Raw genomic sequence first — 24,452 nt, forward strand, 5'->3', positions numbered from 1 at the left:
GAGGGGAGTTTTGGCTCAAGGATTCGGCGTCGCGGCGCGGGCGTCCTGGCCGTCGCCTTCAGGGGCGGCGACGATGTCGCGGGTGGTCGAGCCCTTGTCGACCACCGTCGTGCCGGGATCGCCCACGGCCGAGCGGATGCCCGGATCGGCGACGTCGGAACCGGCCGCGTCGATCGTCGCGCTCTCCGACGCGGAGCGCGCCGACTTGCCGCCGAACAGCGCGTCGAGCGCCTGGGCGTTGGGGCTCACGTCATTGGCGCGCGCGGCGCCGGGCTGGGGCGGGGTCAGCGAGAAATCGGGCGGAATCACCAGCGGCGCCTGCCGGGCGACGGCGAACTCGTCGGGGCGGGTACGGTCCATACCGCCATGGCCGCAACCGGCGAGCAGGACGGACAGGCCGAGCCCGGTTGCGATCGACACCAACTTACGCATTCATATTCTCCACTGAAGCACGCCCTGCCCGCGGCTTGTCGCGCACCAGGAGCGCTCGCACAAGCAGGATGAGCACCCCTATCGTAATCGCCGCATCAGCGACATTGAAGACCAAAAAGGGGCGCCATGCCCCGATATGGAAATCCGCGAAGTCCACGACATAGCCGAAACGCACCCGATCGAGGATATTGCCGATCGCGCCGCCCAGCACGAGGCCGAGCGCGATCTGATCCTGCTTGTTGCGTTCTCGCAGCATCCATACCAGCACGCCGATCGCGATGGCTGCGGTCAGCGCGACCAGACCCCAGCGCATGACGTCGCTATCCGCGCGCAAGAATCCGAGCGAAACGCCCGGGTTGGGCACGAAACGCAACATAAAGAACGGGGTGATCGCGCGTTCACTGCTCAGCGCGTCGAGGTCGAGCACCTCGGTGATGCCATATTTCGCCGCCTGGTCGACGACGAACAGGACGGCGCCGGTGGCGAGGCCGGTGACGGGAAGCTTGCTCATCGCGAAACGACCTTTGCGCAGCGATCGTCGAGCGCGCCATCTTCCGCGACGTCGGGCAGATGGCGCCAGCAACGGCCGCATTTGTGGAAAGCGGTGCGGGTGACCGACACGGCATCGCCCGTCGTCACTTTCGCCACGATGAACAGTTCGGCCAGCGCCTCGTTGGACAGCGGCGCTTTCGGCACCACCACTTCGGCCTCGAGGCTGGAGCGTATGATCTTCTCGCGGCGCAGCGGCTCGATCGCCTCGGTCACCTGTTCGCGCAGCGCACGGACATCGGCCCAGACGGTCGCGACGGCATCGTCGCCCGGGAGTGCGGGCAGGACGGGCCATTCGAGGAAATGGACCGAGCCCTGATCGTCCGGATAGCGCGCCTGCCACACTTCCTCCGCGGTGAAGCAGAGGATCGGCGCGGCATAGCGCACCAGCGCACCGAACAATATGTCGAGCACCGTGCGATAGGCGCGGCGCTTCGCATCGTCCGGCGCGTCGCAATAGAGGCTGTCCTTGCGGATATCGAAGAAGAAGGCCGACAGATCGTCCTGCGCGAAATCCGTGAGCAGCCGCAGATAGCGGTTGAACTCGAAATTCTCCGCCGCCGCCTTCAGCTCGACATCGAGGCGGCCGAGCAGGTGGAGCACGTACAGCTCCAGCTCGGGCATGTGCCGGGTGTCGACCTTCTCGGCGTCACTGAACCCGTCGAGCGCGCCGAGCAGATAGCGGAAGGTGTTGCGCAGCTTGCGATAGGCGTCGGAGGCGGTGGCGAGCACTTCCTTGCCGATCTTCACATCGTCGAAATAATCGGTCGAGGCGACCCACATGCGCAGGATGTCGGCACCCGATTCCTGGATGATCTTGAGCGGGTCGACGACATTGCCGAGGCTCTTCGACATCTTGCGCCCCTGCCCGTCCAGCGCGAAGCCGTGCGTCAGCACCGCATCATAGGGCGCGCGGCCGCGCGTGCCGGCGCTTTCCAGCAGCGACGACTGGAACCAGCCGCGATGCTGGTCCGAGCCTTCGAGATAGAGATTGGCGCGGACACCCTCGCCGTAACGCTGCTCGATCACGAAGGCATGGGTGGAGCCTGAATCGAACCAGACATCGAGGATGTCGGTGATCACCTCATAATCCTCGGCGCGGTATTTCTCGCCGAGCAGCGCCTGATGGTCGGCCGCGAACCAGGCGTCGGCGCCGCCGGCCTTGAACGCATCGACGATGCGTGCATTCACCGCCGGATCGTTGAGATACTGGCCAGTCACGCGGTCGACATAGAGCGCGATCGGCACGCCCCAGGCGCGCTGGCGGCTGATCACCCAGTCGGGCCGCTGCTCGACCATGGCGCGGATGCGGTTCCGGCTGCGCTCGGGCACCCAGCGCGTCCGCTCGATCGCGTCGAGCGCGATCTCGCGCAGGGTCGGCGCATTGCCGACGCCGTGGCCGAGCATCGGCGCGAAGCCGAGATCGGCGCCAAGCTCGATCGGCTCGGCGACGGCGAGATCCTGTTTGATCTCGTCCATCGGGATGAACCATTGCGGCGTCGCGCGGAAGATCACCTTCGCCTTGGACCGCCAGCTATGCGGATAGCTGTGCGCGAAATCGTCCGACGCCGCGAGCAGTGCGCCCACCTCGCGCAGATCGGTGCAGATCGGCCCGGGTTCTTTGATGTCGCCTCCGGCTCCGGCGGCGACGAACTTCTTGTTGATGACGCTGCCCTGCCCGCCCAGCCACAGCCAGTCGGGACGGTACATGCCCGCGCCATCGACCGCGAAAACCGGGTCGATGCCGTATGCCTTGCAGAGGAGGAAATCGTCCTCGCCGTGATCCGGGGCCATATGCACCAGGCCGGTACCGGCGTCGGTGGTGACGAAGTCGCCGGGCAGGAACGGGCGCGGCTTGGCGAAGAAGCCGCCGAGATGGTGCATCGGGTGGCGGGCGATGGCGCCGGCGAGCTGCGAGCCTTTGCCACGCCACAGGATCGCGCCACGGCCTATCGCATCGCCTCCGTCTTCTGTTCCCCGGCGAAGGCCGGGGTCCAGTTGAGGGACCTGCGTAACTGGGCCCCGGCCTTCGCCGGGGAACGAAGTGGAGAAGACGCGAGAATAGAACTCGCCGATCAAATTTTCCGCGATGAGATAGCGTCGATCGCCTTCCGCGATCAGCACATACTCAATCTCCGGCCCATAGCTCAGCGCCTGGTTGACCGGGATCGTCCACGGCGTGGTCGTCCAGATCACCGCATAAGCGCCGACCAGCTCGGGCGCATTCGGGGCCTCGGTGATCTCGAACGCGACGTCGATCTGGGTCGACACCACGTCCTCATATTCCACCTCGGCCTCGGCCAAAGCGGTCTTTTCGACGGGCGACCACATCACCGGCTTGGCGCCGCGATAGAGCTGGCCGCTTTCGGCGAACTTGAGCAGCTCGTTCACGATCGCGGCTTCCGCCTCGTACTTCATGGTGAGGTACGGGTCTGCCCAGTCGCCCATCACACCGAGCCGCTCGAACTGAACGCGCTGCACCGCGACCCATTTCTCGGCATAGGCGCGGCATTCGGCGCGGAATTGAGCGACGGGGACCTGATCCTTGTCGAGCTTCTTCGCGCGATACGCTTCCTCGACCTTCCATTCGATCGGCAGGCCGTGGCAATCCCAGCCGGGCACATAGGGCGCGTCCTTGCCGAGCAGCGACTGGCTGCGGACGATGATGTCCTTCAGCACCTTGTTCATCGCATGGCCCATATGGATGTCGCCATTGGCGTAGGGCGGGCCGTCATGCAGGATGAAACGCTCGCGCCCCTTACGCTGCTCGCGCAGGCGATCGTACAGGCCAATCGACGCCCAGCGCTCCAGGATGGCGGGCTCCTTCTGGGCGAGGCCTGCCTTCATGGGGAAATCGGTCTTCGGGAGGAAGACGGTGTCGCGATAATCGCGCTGGGTGTCGGATGTGTCGGTCATGAGTGGGCGGGCTTTAGACGAGAGGATGAAGGGTTGAAAGACCCGTGCCGTGCGAGAGCGGATCAAGACGCGGTGTTGGAGAGACACTATTTCTCGATGCTGTTCGGGAACACGCAAGATGGGCTCGCGAACCAGACCAAGCAACGAACGAATTTTGCGACCCACCTGCGAAGGGGCCAGAATCGAACGCTATTTCGTGCCTGCAGAATCTTTTCGCGGCACCGGCAGAGCGCGATCTTGCAAGTAACGCGCAGAGCTTCGGGGGACTGCCGGACGAGTCGCGCATCATTACTGCCGGCAAGTAGTAATTACGCGAGGGGTAAGGGTTTGTCTTCATGCTGTACTTCGCGCCTCGTGCGAGATGGCGCGGTGGCCATATCAACAAACCAAAGCGGCTTGAATCGACCGCCTTCCCGGTACCGGGCGCGATGTCTGCTTCTTTGTGCTCCGGCGAAGGCGGGAGCACAAAGGCCATCTACTCCAACAAGCAACGATCTGTTCCGGCACGCCTGTTTGGCCTCATCGCAAGGCCAGCCCGCGAAGAGAGGACGTCAGCTCCGTACCAGCCCCACCTCGCTGAACGGCTTCGGCTCCAGCGGCGGGATCGTCGCCGGGTTCAGTTCGCGCTGCCAGAAGCCGACATCGATCCAGCGGCCCTGCTTGTAGCCGACTTCGCGCAGGACGCCGGTGCGGCGGAAGCCGACCGATTCGTGCAGGCGGATCGAATGGTCGTTGGGCAGCGCGATCGCGCCGACCGCATGCGTGAAACCCTGCGCCCGCAAGGTCGAGACCAGCGCCTCGTAGAGCTGTCGCCCATTGCCCTGACCCTGGGTGCCGCTGGCGAGATAGACCGAGGTCTCGACGATATATTTATACGCCGGCCGGTCGCGGAACTTGGTCGCATAGGCATAGCCGAGCACCCCGCCCTCCTCGTCGCCATTGGTGACGACCAGCCAGGGATAGAGCCCGTCGGACGAGGTCATGCGAGTCCGCATCGACCGCGCGTCCGGCGGCTCGAGCTCGAACGAGACCGTGCCGGTCTCGACATAGGGTGCGTAGATTCCGGCAATGGCGGCGGCGTCGTCGGGTCGGGCGGCGCGGATTGCGATCATTGAGTCACCTTTGCGAGTACGAAATCGAGCAGCTTGATGTCGGAGGCGGAAGCGCTGGCGGTGCCGAAACCGCCGCCCAGCCCTTCGCATTCGAGGCAGCGCGCCTGGATCGCGGCGCCGGTGCCGATGCGTTTCACATCGCCCAGCGCGCGCGCGAAGATCGCCCGGCGCTCGGCCGAAATCCGGGTGAAGGCGTCGGTGCCGTCGCTGGTGTCGTCATTGTCATTGTCGCCGAGAAACTTCTGGACGAGTTGTCCGAACCAGGCCGGCTTCTTTTCGAGATATTCGGCATGGACGTCTGCCGGCTTCAGGCCGGCGCGCTTCGCCGCTTCGTCGATCGCGTCCTGCAATCCGCCGAAACGATCGACCAGGCCGATCTGCCGCGCGGTGCCGCCGTCCCACACCCGGCCCTGGCCGATCTCGTCGACACGCGCCGGGCTGAGCTTGCGGGCCTCGGACACGCGGGTGATGAACTGGCGATAGCCATTCTCGATGCCCGCCTGGAAGATCGTGTCGGTCTCCGCGGTGAAGCCGCCCATCACATCGGGCTGGCCCGACAGCGGGGTCGTCTTCACCCCGTCCGTGGTGACGCCGATCTTTTTCAGCGTGTTCTCGAACGAGGGGATGATGCCGAAGATGCCGATCGATCCGGTGATGGTGTTGGGCTGCGCGAAGATCACGTCGCCCGCGGTCGACACCCAATAACCGCCCGACGCGGCCAGGCTGCCCATCGACACGACGATCGGCAGCTTCTGCGCCTTCGCCTCCATGATCGCGCGGCGCATGTCCTCGGAAGCGAGCGCCGAGCCGCCGGGCGAATCGATCCGCACGACCAGCGCCTTGAGGTCTTTCTTCGCCAGCCCGTCGAGCAGCGCCTTGCTCACCGTGTCGGCGCCGGCAGTGCCGCTGCCGGACTTTCCGTCGACGATGTCGCCGGCAATGGTCAGCACGCCGATCGCGGCGCCGCCGGTCGGCAGCGGATTGGCATCGACATAAGCGGCATATTTGATGGTGTTGAAGGTGCCGGCCGGCTTGCTGCCGTCGGACCCGACGATCTCCGCCACGCGCTTGCCGAAATCGAAGCGCGTGCCGAGCTTGTCGACCAGCCCGGCCTGCAGGTTCGCCTTGGCGATATCGCCCTGGACGGCGGTGACCACTTCACCGGGCCTGGTCAGGAAATCGGCGAACTTCGCCTTGGGGCGCGCCCTGGCGATCGCTTCCTGCCACTGGCTGAACAGCACGCCGTAGAGTTTCAGATTCTCTTCCTTCGCCTCGGGCGAGGCGTCGGCGCGGGTATAGGGCTCGACATAGGATTTATACTTGCCGACGCGGTAGACATGCGCGTTGACTCCGAGCTTGTCGATCAGCCCCTTATAGTAAAGCTGCGAGCCGCCGGGCCCCATGAACAGGGTGCCGCCCATCGGGCTCATCCAGATCTCGCCGGCATTCGCGGCCAGGCGATAGGCGGAATCGGTATAGGCAGTGGCATAGGCCAGCACCGGCTTCTTTGCGTCCCGCACCCGCCGCACGGCATTGGCGACCTCGTCCACCGCGGCGGGATAGCCGCCGGCGAACGAGTCGAGATCGAGCACGACCGCCTTGACCCGATCATCGTCCTTCGCCTTGTCGAGCGCGCGGACCAGGTCGCGCAGCCGATATTCGTGCACCGGGGCCGAACCGCCCAGCGCCGCGAAGGGATCGGCCTCGGCCGGCTGCTCGACGATCCGGCCGTCGAGCCGCAGCACCAGCGCGCCGTCGCGGATCACGGTCGGCCCCGGCCTTGCGGAAAGCGCGCCGAAGATAAGGCCGAAAAAGATGAGCATGGCGATCAGGACGAGCGCGTCCTTGATGCCGACCAGGATCTTCCAGGCGCCCCGAACGAGTTTCACTAAGCGGTACCCCTGCACATGCGGTTACGCCCCAACCGCTAGAGCAAGCGCGAACGCGAGTAAACTTCCGTACCAGCCCCGGAAGCCCCAGCCTGGTCCCTGGCCGGTCCTCTGTGCGCCGTCTCGACGGAACGACGATTGGTGGCATTTTTCAGCCAGCGGCGGTTGACGCGCGACAAGGCCGGGCACATATGCGCAGTGCTGGCACTCACCTGAGGCGAGTGCTAACAACGATTCATCGACCCATTGAAAAGGGACTAGCGCATATGACCTTTCGTCCGTTGCACGACCGCGTCCTCGTCCGCCGCGTAGAGGCTGAAGAGAAGACCGCGGGCGGGATCATCATCCCCGAGACCGCCAAGGAAAAGCCGCAGGAAGGCGAAGTCGTCTCCGTCGGCACCGGCGTTCGCGCCGAGGACGGCACGATCACCCCGCTGGACGTCAAGGCCGGCGACAAGATCCTGTTCGGCAAATGGTCCGGCACCGAGGTCAAGATCGACGGTGAAGACCTGCTGATCATGAAGGAATCCGATATTTTGGGGATCGTCGGCTAAGCCACGACCTTTCCAATTTTCCTCAACTTTCCAATTTGAAAGGGTAGCCTCACATGGCAGCCAAGGACGTAAAATTTTCGCGTGACGCGCGTGAGCGCATTCTGCGCGGTGTCGACATCCTCGCCGACGCAGTGAAGGTCACGCTTGGCCCCAAGGGCCGCAACGTCGTGATCGACAAGTCGTTCGGCGCGCCGCGCATCACCAAGGACGGCGTCACCGTCGCCAAGGAGATCGAGCTGAAGGACAAGTTCGAGAACATGGGTGCGCAGATGCTGCGCGAAGTGGCCTCGAAGACCAACGACGTCGCCGGCGACGGCACCACCACCGCGACCGTGCTCGCCCAGGCGATCGTTCGCGAGGGCATGAAGTCGGTTGCGGCCGGCATGAACCCGATGGACCTGAAGCGCGGCATCGACCTCGCGGTCATCGAAGTCGTCAAGGACCTCAAGGCGCGCTCCAAGCCCGTCTCGGGCACCAAGGAAATCGCCCAGGTCGGCATCATCTCGGCTAACGGCGACACCGTCGTCGGCGAGAAGATCGCCGAGGCGATGGAGAAGGTCGGCAAGGAAGGCGTGATCACCGTCGAGGAAGCCAAGGGTCTCGAATTCGAGCTCGACGTCGTCGAGGGCATGCAGTTCGACCGCGGCTATCTCTCACCCTACTTCATCACCAACCCGGAGAAGATGTCGGTCGAGCTCAACGATCCGTACATCCTGATCCACGAGAAGAAGCTGTCGAACCTGCAGGCGATGCTCCCGATCCTGGAAGCCGTCGTTCAGTCGGGCCGTCCGCTGCTGATCATCGCCGAGGACATCGAGGGCGAGGCTCTGGCCACGCTCGTCGTCAACAAGCTGCGCGGCGGCCTCAAGGTCGCAGCGGTCAAGGCACCGGGCTTTGGCGATCGCCGCAAGGCGATGCTCGAGGACATCGCGATCCTGACCAAGGGCGAGATGATCTCCGAGGATCTCGGCATCAAGCTCGAGAGCGTCACGATCGGCATGCTGGGCACCGCCAAGCGCGTCACGATCGACAAGGACAACACCACCATCGTCGATGGTGCTGGCGACCATGACGCGATCAAGGGCCGCACCGACGCGATCCGCCAGCAGATCGAGAACACCACCAGCGATTACGACAAGGAGAAGCTCCAGGAGCGTCTTGCCAAGCTCGCCGGCGGCGTTGCCGTGATCAAGGTCGGCGGTTCGACTGAAGTGGAAGTGAAGGAGCGCAAGGATCGCGTCGACGACGCTCTCCACGCAACCCGCGCAGCGGTCGAAGAGGGCATCGTCCCCGGCGGCGGCACGGCGCTCCTCTATGCCACCAAGGCACTCGAGGGCATGAAGGGCGCGAACGACGACCAGACCCGCGGCATCGATATCGTCCGCAAGGCGCTTTATGCGCCGGTTCGCCAGATTGCGGCGAATGCGGGCCATGACGGTGCGGTGATCTCGGGCAAGCTGCTCGACGGCAACGACCCGACGCTCGGCTTCAATGCGCAGACCGACCAGTATGAGAACCTCGTCGAGAGCGGCGTGATCGACCCGACCAAGGTCGTTCGCACTGCCCTGCAGGACGCGGCCTCGGTTTCGGGCCTGCTCATCACGACGGAAGCCGCCGTGTCCGAGCTGCCGGAAGACAAGCCCGCCATGCCCATGGGCGGCGGCGGCATGGGCGGCATGGGCGGCATGGACTTCTGATCCGAAGGGCGGCGGGTCGGCGGCAAGCCGCCGAACCCGGCCGACGACAGCGCCGGCCCTGAGTGCCTGCCCTGGCAGGCAGTCGAAGGGCCCGCGCCGGAATTCCAGAACTGCCCGGCCGACTGGCTGGAAAAGAGAAAGGGCCGGAGGGAAACCTCCGGCCCTTTTCTTTTTCATTCCTCCCCGGAACGGGGAGGGGGACCATTTGCACCTTCTGCAAATGGTGGAGGGGCTTGGAGCACGGGACAGAGGTTCCGCGCTCCACGCCCCTCCACCACGCGCTGAAGAAGCGCGCGGTCCCCCTCCCCGAGCAAGCTCGGGGAGGAACAGGGGGAGGAACGGAGGGGAGGATCAGGGCCATGGATTTTCAGCCTCTACTCCGCCATGACCCTCGCCGATGCGCCGCCTGTTCACCTGGATCCTGCCCTGGCTCGCCCTGAGCATCGCCGCGTTCTTCAGCTGGCAGAATCCATCGGTGCTCAACCCGACGCGCATCGCCTGGCTGCTCGACGGCAATGATCACGGACAGGCCGCGATCGGCATGGCCGCCTATCTGCGCGCGCCGCCGCCATGGCCGTCGCTCCATTCCAACCTGCTGATGGCGCCCGACGGCATTCCGCTCTCGCTGACCGACGGCAATCCGCTGCTCGGCCTGGTGCTGCGGCCCTTCGCATCGATGCTGCCGGCCGGCATCCAATATGTCGGCTGGTGGTTGTTCGCCTGCATCCTGCTCCACACCGCCTTCGCCGCGGCGCTGGTCCGTCGTTTTATGCCGAGCCCGCTGGCGACATGGATCGGCGCGGCGCTGCTGACCCTGATGCCGGTGCTCCTCGCGCGCTTCGGGCATGTGAATCTGTGCGCGCAGTGGCTGATCCTGTGGGCGCTGTGGATCTATGTCGATGCCGCGCGATCGGAGCGCCCGGTCTGGTGGGTGGCGGTCATCACCGCCGCGATCCTGATCCACCCCTATATCCTGGTGATGGTCGCGGCGATCTGGGCCAGCGCGATGCTCCGCCAGTTCCTCGCCGCGCGCGACGGCAAGGCGCGGGTCGCGATGATCGGGGATGTCGCGATCGTCGTCGCGCCGCTGCTGATCATTCCCATCCTGCTCGGCACGGTGAGCGAGCCGACCCTGACGGTCGGCGGCTATGGCGGTTTCTCGATGGCGCTGGATGCGCTGTGGAATCCGAACGACCGGGCATATTCCGCGCTGCTCCCCGCCCGCGCGCTCGATCCGGGCCAGGCGCTCGAGGGCATGAACTATCCCGGTCTCGGCCTGCTCGCGCTGATCGTCATGGCGATCTTCCAGGGGTTGCGCCACCGCGCCGACATCCGCGACGACATGCTTTTCCGCCGCCTCGCCTGGCTGCTGCCCGCCTTTGCCGTGCTGACCCTCGTCGCCATCGCGCCGCATCTCATCTGGCGCGGCGCGGTGATCGCCAGCCTGCCGATGCCCGACTGGGTCGGCAAGATGCTCGATCCGATCCGCGCGTCGGGCCGGATGTTCTGGCCGGTGCTCTATACGCTTGCCTTCGCGGCGATCGTGGTGGTGGGGCGGATGCGCTTCGGCACCTGGCTGCTGGCGGCGGCGCTGTTGCTCCAGATCGTCGACCTGCAGCCCTTGCTCCGGTCCGCGCGGGAGAGCGGCGGTTGGGCGGAACTGGCCAGCCCGTATCACCGCACGCTCGATCCGCGCTGGGACAAGGTGATCGCCGACGCCGACATGATCCAGTTCGAGCCGCCCGAAATGTACCGCGACCTGGCGCTGATGGAGGAAGTCACCTGGCGGGCGATCCTCGCCGGCAAGCCGGTGCGGTTCTTCTATGCCTCGCGCGAGACGGTTGCCGTGCGGCGCCGGCTGAACGCCGACAGCGCGGCCTTCGTCATCGGCCAGACCGACCCGCGCCGGCTCTATGTGCTGCTCGACGGCAAGGCCCCGCCGATCCTCGCCGGCCGGGTGCGAAAGCTCGACGGCGTCTCGATCATTCCAGCGGCGACACGCCCGCGTTAACCCTATGGTCGCGCAAATTCGGCAGAAGCGGGTCATGACCGCCGCGCTTCCCCGCTTCCTGGCTCTTTCGGCCATCGTCGCCTGCGCCTTCCTGGCGTGGATCAACCCGGCGACGCTCGACATCACCAATGTCGGCTGGGTGCTCGGCGGACAGGATTGGGGGCCCAATGCGCTGGGCCTGGCGGCCTATCTTCGGGCGGGCGACTGGCCCGGCACCGGCACGCCATTGGTGCTGTCGCCCGAGGGAATCCATCTGCTGATGATGGACAGCAATCCCCTGCTCGGACTGTTGCTGAAACCGCTGGCGCCTTTCCTGCCGGCAAGCGTGCAATTCATCGGCTGGTGGCTGCTGATCAGCCTGGCGCTGCATGTACGCTTCGCCTGGCTATTGCTGCGCGACCGGGCGCCCGATTTCGGGAGTGCCTGGATGGGCACGGCGCTGATGACCCTGCTGCCAACGCTCTACAATCGCTCGGTCCATTCGAACCTGTGTTCCCACTGGCTGATCCTGTGGGCGCTATGGATTTTCCTCGACCGCGACCGGTCGCGGCGCTGGGGACACTGGCTTGCGGTGATCGGCGTGGCCGGGCTGGTGCACAGCTATCTGTTGCTGCTGGTCGGTGCGATCTGGGGTAGCGCCATGCTGCGCGAGATCGGGACCGGCACCGCGCGTGATCGCCGTCGCGCGGCGGGGCTGGTCGGCGTTGTCGGGCTCGGCGTGGCCGGGCTCGCACTACTCCACGGCCTGGCCGATCCGCCGCTGTCCACCGGCACCTTCGGCGCCTTCCCGATGGCGCTGGATGCGCTGATCAATCCGGCCAATCCCGGCTACAGCCTGTTCTGGCCGTCGACCGCGAATGACGAGGGCCGCGGCTTCGAAGGCTATCAGTATCTCGGGGCCGGGCTGATCCTGCTGGTCGTGGTCGCGCTGGTCGGTGCGGTGCGAGGGCCGGCGCCGTCCCCCACTTCTGCGACGCGCGTTCCCATGGACGATCTGCGCTGGCTCGCGCCCGCCTATATCGTGCTGACCCTGCTCGCGATCGGCAATGTCGTGCTGTTTCGCGGCGAACGCATCCTGTTCGTGCCCCTGCCCCAGACGGTGGTCGACCTGCTCGACATCGTCCGCGCCTCGGGGCGGTTGTTCTGGCCGGTCGCCTATACGCTGATCTATGTCGCGATCCTCATCGTCTACCGGCTCGAACGGCGGACCCTGGTGCTGGCGGCCGCGCTCGTACTGCAGATCGCCGACATGACGCCGATGCTCGCCGCGTTGCGCGGCCTCACCGCCCGGGCAGGCCAGCCCGGTACCTATGAACTCACGCGTGATCCGCGCTGGGATGCGGTGATCGCTAGCGCCTCGGCGATCGAGATGCAGCCGCCCGATCCGTTCCGCAACCTCAAGCTGATCGAAGAGATCGGCTGGCGGGCGATGCGCGCCTGCCGCCCGATGCGCCACATGTATGTGTCGCGCGTGCCCAGGTCTGCACAACAGCGGATCGACGCCGACCGCCGCGCGTTCCTTGCCGGGAGGCTGGATCCGACGCGCCTCTACATTCTCTATCAAGGCGAAAATGCCCCCGCGGCGCTCGCGGCGCGCGTGCGGGTGCTGGACGGGATCGCCTTCATTCCGCCGGCACGGCGCGCACCGCCGCCCACCCTGTGCCGTTGAGCCGGTCGGGCAGGTCGTTCGCAGCAGACCTGCCCTGGTTTATCGACCCACCCCCTTTCCAACAGCCGATAAGGGGGACAAAGTCGTTGCGATCGATACTTTGGGGATCCCCGTCACATGACCAGTCTTTCGCGCCGCGAGGCCCTCGCCGCCGCCGCCCTGACCACGCTCGCCGTTGCCATGCCCGCCTGGGCGCAGGACGCCAGCACCGCCGGCGCCGTCGCCGCCTGGGACCTGAGCGAGCTCTATCCCAATGACGCCGCCTGGGACGCCGCGCGCAAAGACGTGCTGGCGAAGATTCCCGGCCTGCTCACGTTCAAGGGCACGCTCGGCACCAGCGCCGACGCGCTCGCCGCGGCGCTGGTCGCCCAGTCGGATCTCGGTCGTGTCGCCAGCCGGGTCTACACCTATATCAGCCTGAAGGCCGACGAAGATCTTCGCCTTGCCCCCGCCCAGGAAAAGCAGGCCCAGGCGAACGACATGTTCACGGCGTTCGGCGAGGCGACGTCCTGGATCGCGCCCGAGCTGCTCGCGGTCGGGAAGGCGAAGATCGACGGTTTCGTCGCCGCCAATGACGTGCTGAAGAAACGCTTCGACTTCTACCTCGCCGATATCCTGCGCCAGGAAGAACATACCCTGTCGCCCGAAGGCGAGAATCTGCTTGCCGGCACCTCCTCGCCCTTCTCCGGCGCGCGCGACACGCGCGAGCAGCTGGTCGCGTCGGACATCCCCTGGCCGACCGTCACCCTGTCGACCGGCAAGCAGGTGCGGCTCGACGACCAGAATTATACGCTCACCCGCGACGCGCCCAACCGCGCCGACCGCAAGCTGGTATTCGACACGTTCTGGGCCGAATATGGTAGATTTCAGAGCTCCCTCGGCACCGCCTATCTCAGCCACGTCAAGGCCGACATCTTCCGCAAGAAAGCGCGCAAATACCCGACGTCGCTGGCAATGTACCTGTCCGGCAACAACGTGCCCGAAGCAGTGTACCGCTCGCTCGTCGCCGAGACGAACAACGGCCTGCCCCAGCTCCACCGCTATTTCGAGCTGCGCCGCCGGATGCTCAAGCTGCCCGACATGGCCTATTACGACATCTATCCGCCGCTGGTTCAGCTCGACAAGAAGGTGACCCTGGCGGAGATGCGCGCCACCACGATCGAGGCGGTCAAGCCGCTCGGTCCGGAATATGGCGCGCTGTTCGCGAAGGCGACCGCGGCGAAGTGGATGGACCCGCTCCCTCGTCCCGGCAAGAAAGCCGGCGCCTATATGAACCCCGGCGCATCCTACGACGTGCACCCCTATCTGCTGCTCAATCTCGGCGAGAATTACGACGGGATGACGACCTATGCCCATGAATGGGGGCATGCGATGCACTCGCTGCTGTCCAACAGGAACCAGGTCTACGAAAAGACGGATTACCCGATCTTCCTCGCCGAGATCGCGTCGACCTGCAACGAGCAGCTGCTCGCCGCCTATATGGTCAAGCAGGCCAAAACGAAGGAAGAGAAGCTCTTCTATCTCGGCCAGCAGCTCGAGGCGATGCGCGGCACTTTCTACCGCCAGGCGATGTTCGCCGAGTTCGAGCTGGCGGTGCACGACAAGGCCGAGGCGGGCGAAGGCCTGTCGGGCGAGAAGTTCACCGCGATCTATCTCGATCTGCTGAAGCGCTATCATGGCCCCAAGGTCGCGATCGACCCGGCTTACGCGTCGGAATGGGCCTATATCCCCCATTTCTACACCAGCTTCTACGTGTACCAATATGCGACCTGCATCTCGGCCGCGTCCTATTTCGCCCGCTCGATCCTGAAGGGCGGCGCGAAGGAGCGGGACAATTATCTGAGCGTGCTGAAGGCCGGCGGATCGGACTATCCGGTCGACATCCTGAAGCGCGCCGGCCTCGATATGGCGAGCCCCGCGCCGTACCAGGCAGTGGTCGCGACGTTCAGGGACACGCTCGACCAGGCCGAAGCCCTGATGGGGTGAGCCTGCGGCTACCGGCCGGTTTCGGCCGGCCGGTAGCGCATGGCCACGTCGCACCGCGCATAGCGCGCGCCGAAATCGCGCATGATGTCGGGATCGTGCACGAAGCCCAGCTTCTCGTAGAGATGGATCGCCGCCTCGCTCTTGCGGTTGCTGAGCAGGTAGAGCGTCTCCGCACCCATGTCCGCGGCGCGCGCGATGACGGCGCGGAGCAGGAATTCCCCGGCCTTGCGCCCGCGCGCCGAGGCCAGCACGCCCATCTTGGTCAGCTCGAACCGCCCCGGCCCGGTCTTTTGCAGCGCGCAGGTGCCGACAATGCCCAGCCCCTCCGCCGCGACGAACAGGATGTCGCCGCCCGGATCGATGATCCGCGCGCGCGGATTCTCCAGCACGTCGCGATCGGTCTGCTCGAGCCGGTACATCGTCTCGATCCACTCGGCGTTGATGTCGTGGAAATGGCGCGCCAGCGCATCGTCATAGCGCAGGATCGTCAGCCCGAGATCGGCGGCGCGCCGATCGAGCGGCTTCTCGTCGAGCGCGCGCTCGATCGCCGAGATCTGACCGAGCAACGGTCCGGACAAGGGCTCGCACATCACGGCGACCGCCATGTCGATCCGTGGCCAGACTTCGCGCTTCGACACTTCCATCGCCGCTTTGCCCGCATCGCTCAGGGACAATGATTTCTGCCGCTGGTCCCGCCCATCCCGCGTCACCTCGACCAGGCCGAGCTCGATCAGCCGGGCCATGTTGCGCGTCACCCCGGGCTGGCTGATGCCGAGCGTCTCGGCGATCTGGCCGACGGTCACGCTGCCTTCGCGTTCGATAAGGGCGAGCAACGGATATTGGCTGGGCTGGATCGGCAGACCGGCCTCAGCCGCGACTTTCTGCACATCTGCCTGCATCCGTTCCGCCAGCCGCTTCAGCCGGGTTCCGAGGAACAGATGCCCGAGTTCAGCAACGATATCGCCAGCCATGGGCTACTCCCTACACATCACATAACGCGTTATATAACACAGTATTTGATATGCAAGTCGCACGCGAACAGACGATTTTTGTCACACGGCCAATATGACCGCCCCCAACAAACAACTGATATACATCGACAATGTCTGAGGATTTCTGGCAGAAGCCCTCATGGGGGTGTGACAAAAGTCTCCAACAGGCCGTGCGCCGCTTATCCTTTCATCGCCTCGATCAGCTTCTTCACTTCCTGGCTGCGTCCGCGCGGGAGGATCAGCACATCGTTGCCGCTGGCGACGACGATGAGATCCTCCACCCCGACGATCGCGATGCGCACGCCGTCGCTGCGCACCAGGCAATTGGCGGTGTCGATCGCGATCACCTCGCCATGATGCACATTGCCCGAATCGTCACCCTGGCTGATCTCGTGCAGCGCATCCCAGCTGCCGACATCGCTCCAGCCCATGCTGACCGGCACCACGGCGACCCGCTCCGCCTTTTCCATCACCGCATAGTCGATCGAATCCGCCGGCGACGCGGCAAAGGCATCTGCGTCGGGATAGATGCGGCGGTCCTCGGTGCGCGCATCCGCCATGGCCCGCTGGCAGGCGAGCAACATGTCGGGCGCATAGGCCGCCAGCGCCCCCAGATAAATGTCGGCGCGGAACAGGAAGATGCCGCCATTCCAGGCATGGTCGCCCGCCGCCAGCATCGCCTCGGCCTTGTCGCGCGGCGGCTTCTCGACGAAGGTCGCGACGCGGTGGACGCCGCCGGAAATCTCCTCGCCGACATGGATCCAGCCATAGCCGGTCTCGGGGGTGTGCGGATCGATCCCGAAGGTAACCAGCCATCCTTCCGCCACCAGCGGCATCGCGGCGTGGATCGCGGCATGGAACGCCGGCACGTCAGTGATGACATGGTCGGACGGCATCACCAGCAACGGGTCCGCACCCCCGCCGGCCGCCAACGCCGCGAGCGCAATCGCCGGCGCGGTGTTGCGCCCCATCGGCTCGAGGATCAGGGCCTGCGCCGCCGCCTCGACCGCGGCGAGCTGTTCCTCGACCATGTCGGCATGCCGTGCATTGGCGACCACGATCGGTGCCGCGAACCGCTCCCCGCAGGCGCGACGCGCGGTCAGCTGGAGCATCGTGTCTTCCGCTGTCAGCGACAGCATCTGCTTGGGCCGTTCGGGTGTCGACATCGGCCATAAGCGCGTGCCCGACCCGCCCGACAGGATGACAGGGATGATCGGCTTGGAAAGCGGCATTCGCGAATCTCCTGTAGACACCCCCCTCTAGAGCCGGAGGCGCCGCATAGAAACTGCCCTGGATCAATCCGGGTCCAAGCCATGGCAACTTCGTTACGATCAGCGAATAAAACCGCGCGACCGGCCGGTGTTTGTCAATTTCGGCGACGCTGCGCGTCGCGTGTCGGATTTGTTTACACTTTCATGCGCACAAGGCTCGACGATGATGATCGGGCTGATTCGATGCCGGTGACGGCCATCCTGTGGAGCCACGCGCTCGCCGCCCTGCTGTTCGCGGGCGTGGCGCTCACGCGCCTGCGCGATGCCGGAACGGCCCTGCCCCGCCTGACCTTCGTGGTCGCGCTCGGGGTCACCGCGCTCTGGGCGCTGGCCGTGGCCGGGATCGGACCGTTCGATCTGGTGACGCGCATCGCCGAAGGCGCGCGCGATATCGCCTGGCTCGGCTTCATGTTCGCGCTGGTCCGCCGGAACGGCACGGGTCCCGCCGAACGCGCGGTCGCGACCATCTACGGCGTGGTGGCGATATTGCTGGTCGTGGGGACCGGCCTCGCGGTCGCCGACGAGACGATCGGGCGGGGCTCGGTGCTGGCGCTCGCCACGGTGCGCACGCTGTTCGGCACCATGGCCGCGATCAGCGCGCTGGTGCTGGTCAATCACCTCTATTCGGCCGTCGCGCCGCGAGCGCGCGGCGGCATCTCGCTCGTGGTGATCGCGCTGGCGGGCATGTGGAGCATGGACCTGCTGCTCCATGCGACCGTCTATCTCACCGGCCAGACGCCGAGCGCGCTGATCGTCGGCCGCGGGGTGGTCATGGTGCTGGCCGCGCCGGCCTTCGCGATCGCCGTGCACCGCAATGGCGACTGGACGTTGCACCTGTCGCGGACGGTCGCTTGGCAGACGCTGACCTTCGCCATCACCCTGTTCTACGCGCTGGCCATGCTTGCTGCGACCAGCGCGATCGCGGCCCTTGGCGGCGACAATGCGCGGATGCTCCAGACCGCCTTCGTCTTCGGGTCGACCGCCGCGGTGCTCACCATCCTGTCCACGCCCTGGGTCCGTGCCTGGACCAAGGTGAAGGTCGCCAAGCACCTGTTCCGGCACCGCTATGATTATCGCGCCGAATGGATCCGCTTCACCGATACGCTGGGCAAGCCCGGCGAAGGCGCAGCGCCGCTCGACGAGCGAATCGTCAAGGCAGTGGCGGACCTCACCGATTCGCCCGCCGGGGTGCTGCTCGTCCCCGAAGGGCCGGGCCTCGGCATCGGCATGGACTGGAACTGGGCACGCGACGACCTGCCACCAGCGGGCGGCGACGAAGCGCTCGCGACCTATCTCGCCACGACCGGGCGGATCATCGAGCTCGACATGGTGCGCGCCGATGCCGGCGAGCCGGGCGAACTCGCCAGCGTGCCCCTGTGGATGATGGACGCGAGCGCCGCCTGGGCGCTGGTGCCGCTGGTCCATCTGGACCGGCTGCAGGGCGCGATCCTGCTCGCGCGGCCGCCGGTCGACCGCTCGCTCGACTGGGAGGATTTCGATCTGTTGCGCATCGCCGGTCGCCAGGTGGCGAGCTACCTCGCCGAGGCGCGGGCGCAGGAAGCATTGTCCGACGCCCAACGCTTCGACGAGTTCAACCGCCGCTTTGCCTTCATCATGCACGACATCAAGAATCTGGTGAGCCAGCTGACCCTGACCGCGCGCAATGCGGAGCGCCATGCCGACAATCCAGCGTTCCGCGCCGACATGGTCGCGACGCTGCAGGAATCCGCCGGCCGCATGAACGATCTGCTCGCCCGTCTGTCGCAGCACCATGCCGGCCGTGCCGAGGAACCGCGCGCGGTCGAAGTGATGCCGCTGGTCGAGCGAGTCGCGACCCGGCGGCGCAGCCAGCACCCCATCGCCACCATATCGCGCGGCCCGGCGGTGGCACGCGCCGACCCGGCCCGGCTCGAGCAATTGCTCGGCCATCTCGTCCAGAACGCGATCGAGGCGAGCGACCCGACGGAACCCGTGACGATCGCGGTCACGGCAAAGGATTCAAGAGTGGAGATCGACGTGATCGACAAGGGCTGCGGCATGTCGCCTGCCTTCCTGCGCGAAAAGCTGTTCAAACCCTTCGTCTCGTCGAAGCCGGGCGGCTTCGGCATCGGCGCCTATGAGGCGCGCCAGCTCGTCGAGGCGATGGGCGGCACGATCGACGTGACGAGCCGCACGGGCGAAGGATCGCGTTTCCGCGTCACCCTGCCCGCCGCGCGCGAGATGATGATCGGGAAAGCGGCATGAACGGCAACGGCGCGCCCAAACCGAAGCTGCTGATCGTCGAGGACGATCTCGGCCTGCAGCGGCAACTGCGCTGGGCTTATGAGGATTATGAGGTGATCGTCGCGAGCGACCGTGCCTCGGCGCTCGACGCAATGCGCGCCGAGGAGCCGGCGGTCGTCACGCTCGATCTCGGCCTGCCGCCAGACCCCGACGGCGTGAGCGAAGGCTTCGCCACGCTGGAGGCGATCCTCGCGCTCAAGCCCGATACCAAGGTGATCGTCGCCTCCGGCCACGGCGCCCGCGACAGCGCGCTGAAGGCGATCGGCGACGGCGCCTGGGATTTCTACGCCAAGCCGATCGATATCGACGCACTAGGACTGATCGTCACGCGGGCCTTCCATGTCCATGCGCTGGAAGCGGAGAATCGCCGCCTCGCCGAGCGTCAGGAGGGCGAGACGACCCTGGGCGGCATGATCTCCGCCGCGCCCGAGATGCTGAAAGTGACGCGCACCATCGAACGGGTCGCCCGCGCCGATGTCTCGGTGATGCTGCTCGGCGCCAGCGGTACCGGCAAGGAGCTGCTGGCGCGTGGCCTGCACGATTCCAGCCACCGCGCGAAGGGCGCTTTCGTCGCGATCAATTGCGCGGCGATCCCCGAGACATTGCTGGAAAGCGAGCTGTTCGGGCATGAAAAGGGCGCTTTCACCGGCGCGGTGAAGACGACCGAGGGCAAGATCGAGCAGGCCAATGGCGGCACGCTGTTCCTCGACGAGATCGGCGACGTGCCGCTGCCCCTTCAGGTGAAGCTGCTGCGCTTCCTGCAGGAGCGCGTGATCGAGCGGATCGGCGGACGCAAGGCGATCCCGGTCGACACCCGCATCGTCTGCGCGACGCATCAGGATATCGACACGATGGTCGCCGAGGGCCGTTTCCGCGAGGACCTCTATTACCGCCTCGCCGAGATCGTCGTGCGCATCCCGTCGCTTGCCGAGCGTACCGGCGATGCCGGGCTGCTCGCGCGGCATTTCCTCAAGAAATACGCCAAGGCAATGAACAGCGCGGTCACCGGGCTTGCACCGGACGCGCGCTCGGCGATCGACGCCTGGGGCTGGCCCGGCAATGTCCGCGAACTGGAGAACCGCATGAAGCGCGCGGTGATCATGGCCGAGGGCAAGCTGATCACCGCCGCCGATCTCGACCTTGCCGAGGGCGCGGACGACATGCCGCTCAACCTCAGGGCCGCGCGCGAAACCGCCGATCGCAAGGCGATCCGCCACGCCCTGACGCGGGCCGAGGGCAATATCTCGAATACCGCCAAGCTGCTCGGGGTGAGCCGTCCGACATTGTACGACCTGCTGAAAAGCTATGACCTCCACGCCTGAGCCGCCGCCCCGGCAAAAGCTGTTGCCTGGAAAGCGGGTGGTTGTAACAGGCCGGGAATGACCGATCCGCTCCTCCGCATCGCCGACGCGCTCGATCGGCTGTCGCCACCCGCACCGCCGGCGGCCGATCCGCTCACGCATCCGGCCTATATCTGGCGCGGCGACACGCTGACCGCGGCGCGCGACTTTGCCGGCCTGCCGCTCGACCAGCTCCAGAACATCGATCTCCAGAAGACCGCGCTGGTCGACAATCTCGATCGCCTGGCAAAGGGCGCCGCGGCGCACGACGCGCTGTTGTGGGGCGCGCGCGGCACCGGCAAGTCGGCGCTGGTCAAGAGCGTGGTCGCCCATGTCCAGGCGACGGGCGGCAATCTCGCGCTGATCGAGGTGGTGACGACCCGGCTCGATACCCTTCCCGCGCTCTTTGCCGCGATTGCGCCGCTTCCGCGCTCCTTCGTCCTGTTCATCGACGATCTCGGCTTCGATGCGGCCGGCGATGCCCGTGCGCTGCGCTCGATGCTTCAGGGCGGCGCAGAGGCCCGGCCCGCCAATGCGCGGCTGATCGTCACCTCCAACCGCCGCCACCTCATCCCGCGCGACATCGCCGAGCAGGAAAGCGCGATCAACCCGCGCGACTCGGTCGACGATCAGCTCGCCTTGGCCGACCGGTTCGGGCTCAGCCTGGGCTTCCATGCGATCGATCAGGACGGTTATCTCGCGATCGTCCGGGGCTATGCCGACGCCTATGGCCTGCCGTTCGATCCGGTCGAGGCGGTCGGCTGGGCAACGCGGCGCGGCAGCCGCTCGGGGCGGGTTGCCTGGCACTACATCACTGATCTGGCCGGACGAAACGGAAGATCTCTCAGATAGTCATTGATTTGGTTCAACTTTGTCGGAACCCGCCTTGACTCGGCACCTCCTGCGGGCTGACTGAACCCATGTCCCGCATCGGCGCCGTTGATCTATGTGAACGATTGTCGCCGGCGATACCCGTCTGGGTGACGCAGGTCGGCGTCACCTTGCTGATCGTGCTCGCTGCCCGGATCGTCCGGCTGATGTTCGACATGGTCGCGGGCGGTGCGGCGCCCTTTGCGCTGATCTATCCGGCGATCATGCTCGCCACCCTGTTCGCCCGCGCCTTTGCCGGCGCGCTGACCGCGGCAATCATGATCGTCTATATCTGGTATTTCCTCTACCCGATCGAGCGCTCGTTCAGATTCGTCAACAGCGCGGGCGCTTTCTCGGTCGGCATCGTGATCGTCACCGCGATCATGACCATCGTCATCGCCGAGCTGTTCCGCCGTACCGCCCGTCACGCGACGCAGGACCGCGATCGCGAGATCGCCGATCGCGACCTGTTCCTCGCCGAGGTCGACCATCGGATGAAGAATAATTTCGCTATCGTCGCCGGCTTGCTCGACCTGCAGAAGCGCCGGGCGGCCGAGCCCGCGACCGCGGCGGCGCTGGAAACCGCGCAGATGCGCGTCGACAGCATCGCCCGCGCCCACCGCCACCTGTATCGCGGCACCGGCCAGCCGGGCACCGTCGAGATCAGCGATTACCTGACCGATCTCTGCGGCGCGCTCTCGGAATCGCTGTTCCTCCAGGGCGGCATCACCCTGGCGTGCGACAGCGACCAGGCCGCCGTGCCGCGCGACCGGGCCGTCTCGATCGGTCTGGTCGTCAACGAACTCGTCACCAACGCCGCCAAGCATGCGTTTCCCGGGCGCGATCTCGGCACGATCACCGTCGGCCTGCGCAACCGCCCCGAAGGAGGCTGGTGCCTGACCGTCACCGACGACGGCGTCGGCATGCCGAAGCATGCCGCCCGATCCGACAAAGGCGGCGGCCTGGGCGCCCGCCTGGTCGCCGCCTTCGCCCGCCAGGCCGGCGGCACATTGCGCACCGAGAGCGACGATAGCGGGACGCGGGTAGTGATGGAGCTGGAAGCCTGAGCGCCGAAGCGCGGGAAGCAACCGACGCTCAGCCCAGCCCCTCGGCCATTTCCGCCAGCTCGAGCCAGCGCATCTCGGCCGCGTCCTTTTCCTCCCGCGCCTTGTCGATCGCCTTCATCAGCCGGTCGAACGCGCTCGGATCCCTTGTGTAGAGATCGGGATCGGCCAGTGCTTCCACATCGCGCGCGATGGCCTTGTCCAATTCCTCAATCCGCTTGGGCAGCAAATCGTAATCGCGCTGGTCCTTGTAGGTCAGCTTCACCTTGGGCGCCGGCGGCGCGGTCGGCTCGGCCTTGCGCGGATTGGGGCGCTTGCCGCCCGAGGCGCGCAGCTTGCGGCGCTTTTCCCAATCCTCATAACCGCCGGCGACGACATCGACCGTACCCGACCCGTCGAGCCCGAGCGTGATCGTCACGGTGCGATCGAGAAAGTCGCGGTCATGGCTGACGATCAGGACGGTGCCGTCATAATCGCCGATCACTTCCTGCAGCAGGTCGAGTGTCTCCAGGTCGAGATCGTTGGTCGGCTCGTCAAGCACGAGCAGGTTCGACGGCCGTGCGAACTCGCGCGCCAGCAACAGGCGCGAGCGCTCGCCGCCCGAGAGCGTGCCGATCATCGCATCGACCAGCCCGGGCTCGAACAGGAACTCCTTGAGATAGCCGATGATGTGCTTCTTCACGCCCTGGACCTCGATCCAGTCGCCGCCATCGGCGAGCACTTCGCGCACCGTCTTGTCGGGCGCCATCAGGCTGCGCTGCTGGTCGATGACGATCGCGTCGAGCGTCTTGGCGAAGCGGATATGCCCCTCGTCCGGCGCGATCTCGCCGGTCAGCAGCTTGAGCAGGGTCGATTTACCCGCGCCGTTCGCGCCGACGATACCGATCCGGTCGCCGCGCGTGACGCGCAGGGTCAGGTCCCGGATGATCGTGCGGTCGCCAAAGCTCTTGGACACGCCCTTCACATCGATCACCACCTTGGACCGCGCATCATCCGTGCCGATCGTCAGGTTCGCGGTGCCCGGTGGCCCCATCATCGACGCACGCTCGGCGCGCATGTCCTTCAGCTTGGCGAGCCGCCCCTGGTTGCGCTTGCGCCGGCCGGTGACGCCGCGCAGCAGCCAGTGCTCCTCGATCTTCAGCTTGGCATCGAGCCGCTCGGCATTGCGCTGCTCTTCGGCAAAGACGGTCTCGGTCCATGCCTCGAACCCGCCAAAGCCGATCTCGGCGCGTCGCACCGTGCCGCGGTCGAGCCACAGGGTCTGTTTGGTCAGCCGGGTCAGGAAGGTGCGGTCATGGCTGATCACGATGAACGCGCCGCGGAAGCGCGACAGCCAGTCCTCGAGCCAGTCGATCGCGACGATGTCGAGATGGTTGGTCGGTTCGTCGAGTAGCAGCACATCGGGGTCCTGCGCCAGCGCGCGCACGATCGCCGCCCGGCGCCGCTCGCCACCCGAGGCGCTGGCGGCTTCGCGTGTCAGGTCGATGCCGAGCTGGTCGGCGATCGCCTCCGCTTCGTGCCGCTCCGGGGCGTCATCGCCCGACAGCACATAATCGCTGAGCGTGGCGAAATTGCGCAGGTCCGGCTCCTGTTCGAGCAGGATCACGCGCGTACCCGGCACGATCGTCCGCCGGCCCTCGTCCGCTTCGATCTTGCCCGCGATCAGCTTGAGCAGGGTCGTCTTGCCCGCGCCGTTGCGCCCGATCAGCGCGAGCCGGTCGCGCGGCTGGACGTGGATGTCGAGGCCGCGGAACAGCCAGCCTGATCCCTGGATGATGCCGAGATTTTCATATGCGAGGATTGGGGCTGCCATGCGG

Annotated in this window: 17 protein-coding genes; 9 read left to right on the forward strand and 8 right to left on the reverse strand. The window is 66.2% G+C overall.

The window, feature by feature from the left end; genetic code table 11:
• Positions 1–15 precede the first annotated feature (15 nt).
• From ACZ1I5_RS14945 to sppA, 5 genes are all read right to left on the reverse strand, one after another.
• On the reverse strand, positions 16–432 hold the full coding sequence (locus ACZ1I5_RS14945) for a DUF3035 domain-containing protein (protein WP_465170031.1): 417 nt from the start codon (positions 430–432) through the stop codon (positions 16–18).
• Complete coding sequence (lspA, locus tag ACZ1I5_RS14950) at positions 425–943, reverse strand: signal peptidase II (protein WP_465170032.1); 519 nt, start codon at positions 941–943, stop codon at positions 425–427. Before lspA ends, ACZ1I5_RS14945 begins: the two co-directional genes overlap by 8 nt.
• Complete coding sequence (locus ACZ1I5_RS14955) at positions 940–3,897, reverse strand: isoleucine--tRNA ligase (RefSeq protein WP_465170033.1); 2,958 nt, start codon at positions 3,895–3,897, stop codon at positions 940–942. The genes lspA and ACZ1I5_RS14955 overlap by 4 nt, the downstream gene beginning before the upstream one ends.
• Positions 3,898–4,448: 551 nt before the next feature.
• The gene (locus ACZ1I5_RS14960) at positions 4,449–5,009 is read right to left on the reverse strand and encodes an N-acetyltransferase family protein (RefSeq protein ID WP_465170034.1); all 561 of its coding nucleotides are present in this window, start codon (positions 5,007–5,009) and stop codon (positions 4,449–4,451) included.
• Positions 5,006–6,898, reverse strand: coding sequence for a signal peptide peptidase SppA (gene sppA, locus ACZ1I5_RS14965; RefSeq protein ID WP_465170035.1), 1,893 nt, complete (start codon positions 6,896–6,898; stop codon positions 5,006–5,008). Before sppA ends, ACZ1I5_RS14960 begins: the two co-directional genes overlap by 4 nt.
• A 266-nt stretch (positions 6,899–7,164) precedes the next feature.
• Here sppA and groES point away from each other — a divergent pair, with 266 nt between their 5' ends.
• The 5 genes from groES (at position 7,165) to pepF (ending at position 14,815) form a co-directional block, all read left to right on the forward strand.
• A complete protein-coding gene (gene groES, locus ACZ1I5_RS14970; protein WP_372849354.1) occupies positions 7,165–7,452 on the forward strand; it encodes a co-chaperone GroES in 288 nt (95 codons plus the stop codon).
• Between the two features lie 53 nt (positions 7,453–7,505).
• Positions 7,506–9,149: a chaperonin GroEL gene (gene groL / locus ACZ1I5_RS14975; protein WP_332720395.1), complete on the forward strand. Its 1,644-nt coding sequence runs from the start codon at positions 7,506–7,508 to the stop codon at positions 9,147–9,149.
• A 397-nt stretch (positions 9,150–9,546) separates the two neighbouring features.
• Positions 9,547–11,160, forward strand: coding sequence for a DUF6311 domain-containing protein (locus ACZ1I5_RS14980; protein WP_465170036.1), 1,614 nt, complete (start codon positions 9,547–9,549; stop codon positions 11,158–11,160).
• Positions 11,161–11,194: 34 nt separating this feature from the next.
• On the forward strand, positions 11,195–12,829 hold the full coding sequence (locus ACZ1I5_RS14985; RefSeq protein ID WP_465170037.1) for a DUF6311 domain-containing protein: 1,635 nt from the start codon (positions 11,195–11,197) through the stop codon (positions 12,827–12,829).
• 117 nt (positions 12,830–12,946) lie between these two features.
• Positions 12,947–14,815 (forward strand): oligoendopeptidase F, encoded by a 1,869-nt coding sequence (gene pepF / locus ACZ1I5_RS14990; RefSeq protein ID WP_465170038.1) that lies wholly within the window; start codon positions 12,947–12,949, stop codon positions 14,813–14,815.
• 8 nt (positions 14,816–14,823) lie between these two features.
• Here pepF and ACZ1I5_RS14995 read toward each other — a convergent pair whose 3' ends face one another.
• Both ACZ1I5_RS14995 and ACZ1I5_RS15000 read right to left on the reverse strand, forming a co-directional pair.
• Positions 14,824–15,786 (reverse strand): bifunctional helix-turn-helix transcriptional regulator/GNAT family N-acetyltransferase, encoded by a 963-nt coding sequence (locus tag ACZ1I5_RS14995; protein ID WP_465170039.1) that lies wholly within the window; start codon positions 15,784–15,786, stop codon positions 14,824–14,826.
• Between the two features lie 200 nt (positions 15,787–15,986).
• The gene (locus tag ACZ1I5_RS15000; protein WP_465170040.1) at positions 15,987–17,039 is read right to left on the reverse strand and encodes a mannose-1-phosphate guanylyltransferase/mannose-6-phosphate isomerase; all 1,053 of its coding nucleotides are present in this window, start codon (positions 17,037–17,039) and stop codon (positions 15,987–15,989) included.
• A 222-nt stretch (positions 17,040–17,261) separates the two neighbouring features.
• Between ACZ1I5_RS15000 and prsK the strand changes: the two genes are divergently transcribed.
• The 4 genes from prsK (at position 17,262) to ACZ1I5_RS15020 (ending at position 22,638) form a co-directional block, all read left to right on the forward strand.
• The gene (prsK, locus tag ACZ1I5_RS15005) at positions 17,262–19,322 is read left to right on the forward strand and encodes an XrtA/PEP-CTERM system histidine kinase PrsK (RefSeq protein WP_465170041.1); all 2,061 of its coding nucleotides are present in this window, start codon (positions 17,262–17,264) and stop codon (positions 19,320–19,322) included.
• A complete protein-coding gene (gene prsR / locus ACZ1I5_RS15010) occupies positions 19,319–20,683 on the forward strand; it encodes a PEP-CTERM-box response regulator transcription factor (RefSeq protein WP_465170042.1) in 1,365 nt (454 codons plus the stop codon). Before prsK ends, prsR begins: the two co-directional genes overlap by 4 nt.
• A 57-nt stretch (positions 20,684–20,740) precedes the next feature.
• Positions 20,741–21,553, forward strand: a complete 813-nt coding sequence (locus ACZ1I5_RS15015) for an ATP-binding protein (protein WP_465170043.1) — start codon at positions 20,741–20,743, stop codon at positions 21,551–21,553.
• A gap of 128 nt (positions 21,554–21,681) precedes the next feature.
• Complete coding sequence (locus ACZ1I5_RS15020) at positions 21,682–22,638, forward strand: sensor histidine kinase (protein WP_465170044.1); 957 nt, start codon at positions 21,682–21,684, stop codon at positions 22,636–22,638.
• Positions 22,639–22,666: 28 nt separating this feature from the next.
• On the opposite strand, the gene ACZ1I5_RS15025 is transcribed toward ACZ1I5_RS15020, so the two are convergent.
• Positions 22,667–24,448: an ABC-F family ATP-binding cassette domain-containing protein gene (locus tag ACZ1I5_RS15025; protein ID WP_465170045.1), complete on the reverse strand. Its 1,782-nt coding sequence runs from the start codon at positions 24,446–24,448 to the stop codon at positions 22,667–22,669.
• Between the last annotated feature and the right edge of the window lie 4 nt (positions 24,449–24,452).

Source organism: Sphingomonas sp. BL-S-30 (assembly GCF_055521475.1).

Coding starts and splice junctions, on each gene's coding strand:
- ACZ1I5_RS14945 (WP_465170031.1), bottom strand. CDS start 432: ATGCGTAAGTTGGTGTCGATCGCAACCGGGCTCGGCCTGTCCGTCCTG.
- prsR (WP_465170042.1), top strand. CDS start 19,319: ATGAACGGCAACGGCGCGCCCAAACCGAAGCTGCTGATCGTCGAGGAC.
- ACZ1I5_RS15000 (WP_465170040.1), bottom strand. CDS start 17,039: ATGCCGCTTTCCAAGCCGATCATCCCTGTCATCCTGTCGGGCGGGTCG.
- lspA (WP_465170032.1), bottom strand. CDS start 943: ATGAGCAAGCTTCCCGTCACCGGCCTCGCCACCGGCGCCGTCCTGTTC.
- ACZ1I5_RS14955 (WP_465170033.1), bottom strand. CDS start 3,897: ATGACCGACACATCCGACACCCAGCGCGATTATCGCGACACCGTCTTC.
- groL (WP_332720395.1), top strand. CDS start 7,506: ATGGCAGCCAAGGACGTAAAATTTTCGCGTGACGCGCGTGAGCGCATT.
- ACZ1I5_RS14960 (WP_465170034.1), bottom strand. CDS start 5,009: ATGATCGCAATCCGCGCCGCCCGACCCGACGACGCCGCCGCCATTGCC.
- prsK (WP_465170041.1), top strand. CDS start 17,262: ATGCCGGTGACGGCCATCCTGTGGAGCCACGCGCTCGCCGCCCTGCTG.
- pepF (WP_465170038.1), top strand. CDS start 12,947: ATGACCAGTCTTTCGCGCCGCGAGGCCCTCGCCGCCGCCGCCCTGACC.
- ACZ1I5_RS15025 (WP_465170045.1), bottom strand. CDS start 24,448: ATGGCAGCCCCAATCCTCGCATATGAAAATCTCGGCATCATCCAGGGA.
- ACZ1I5_RS14980 (WP_465170036.1), top strand. CDS start 9,547: ATGCGCCGCCTGTTCACCTGGATCCTGCCCTGGCTCGCCCTGAGCATC.
- ACZ1I5_RS15015 (WP_465170043.1), top strand. CDS start 20,741: ATGACCGATCCGCTCCTCCGCATCGCCGACGCGCTCGATCGGCTGTCG.
- ACZ1I5_RS14985 (WP_465170037.1), top strand. CDS start 11,195: ATGACCGCCGCGCTTCCCCGCTTCCTGGCTCTTTCGGCCATCGTCGCC.
- ACZ1I5_RS14995 (WP_465170039.1), bottom strand. CDS start 15,786: ATGGCTGGCGATATCGTTGCTGAACTCGGGCATCTGTTCCTCGGAACC.
- groES (WP_372849354.1), top strand. CDS start 7,165: ATGACCTTTCGTCCGTTGCACGACCGCGTCCTCGTCCGCCGCGTAGAG.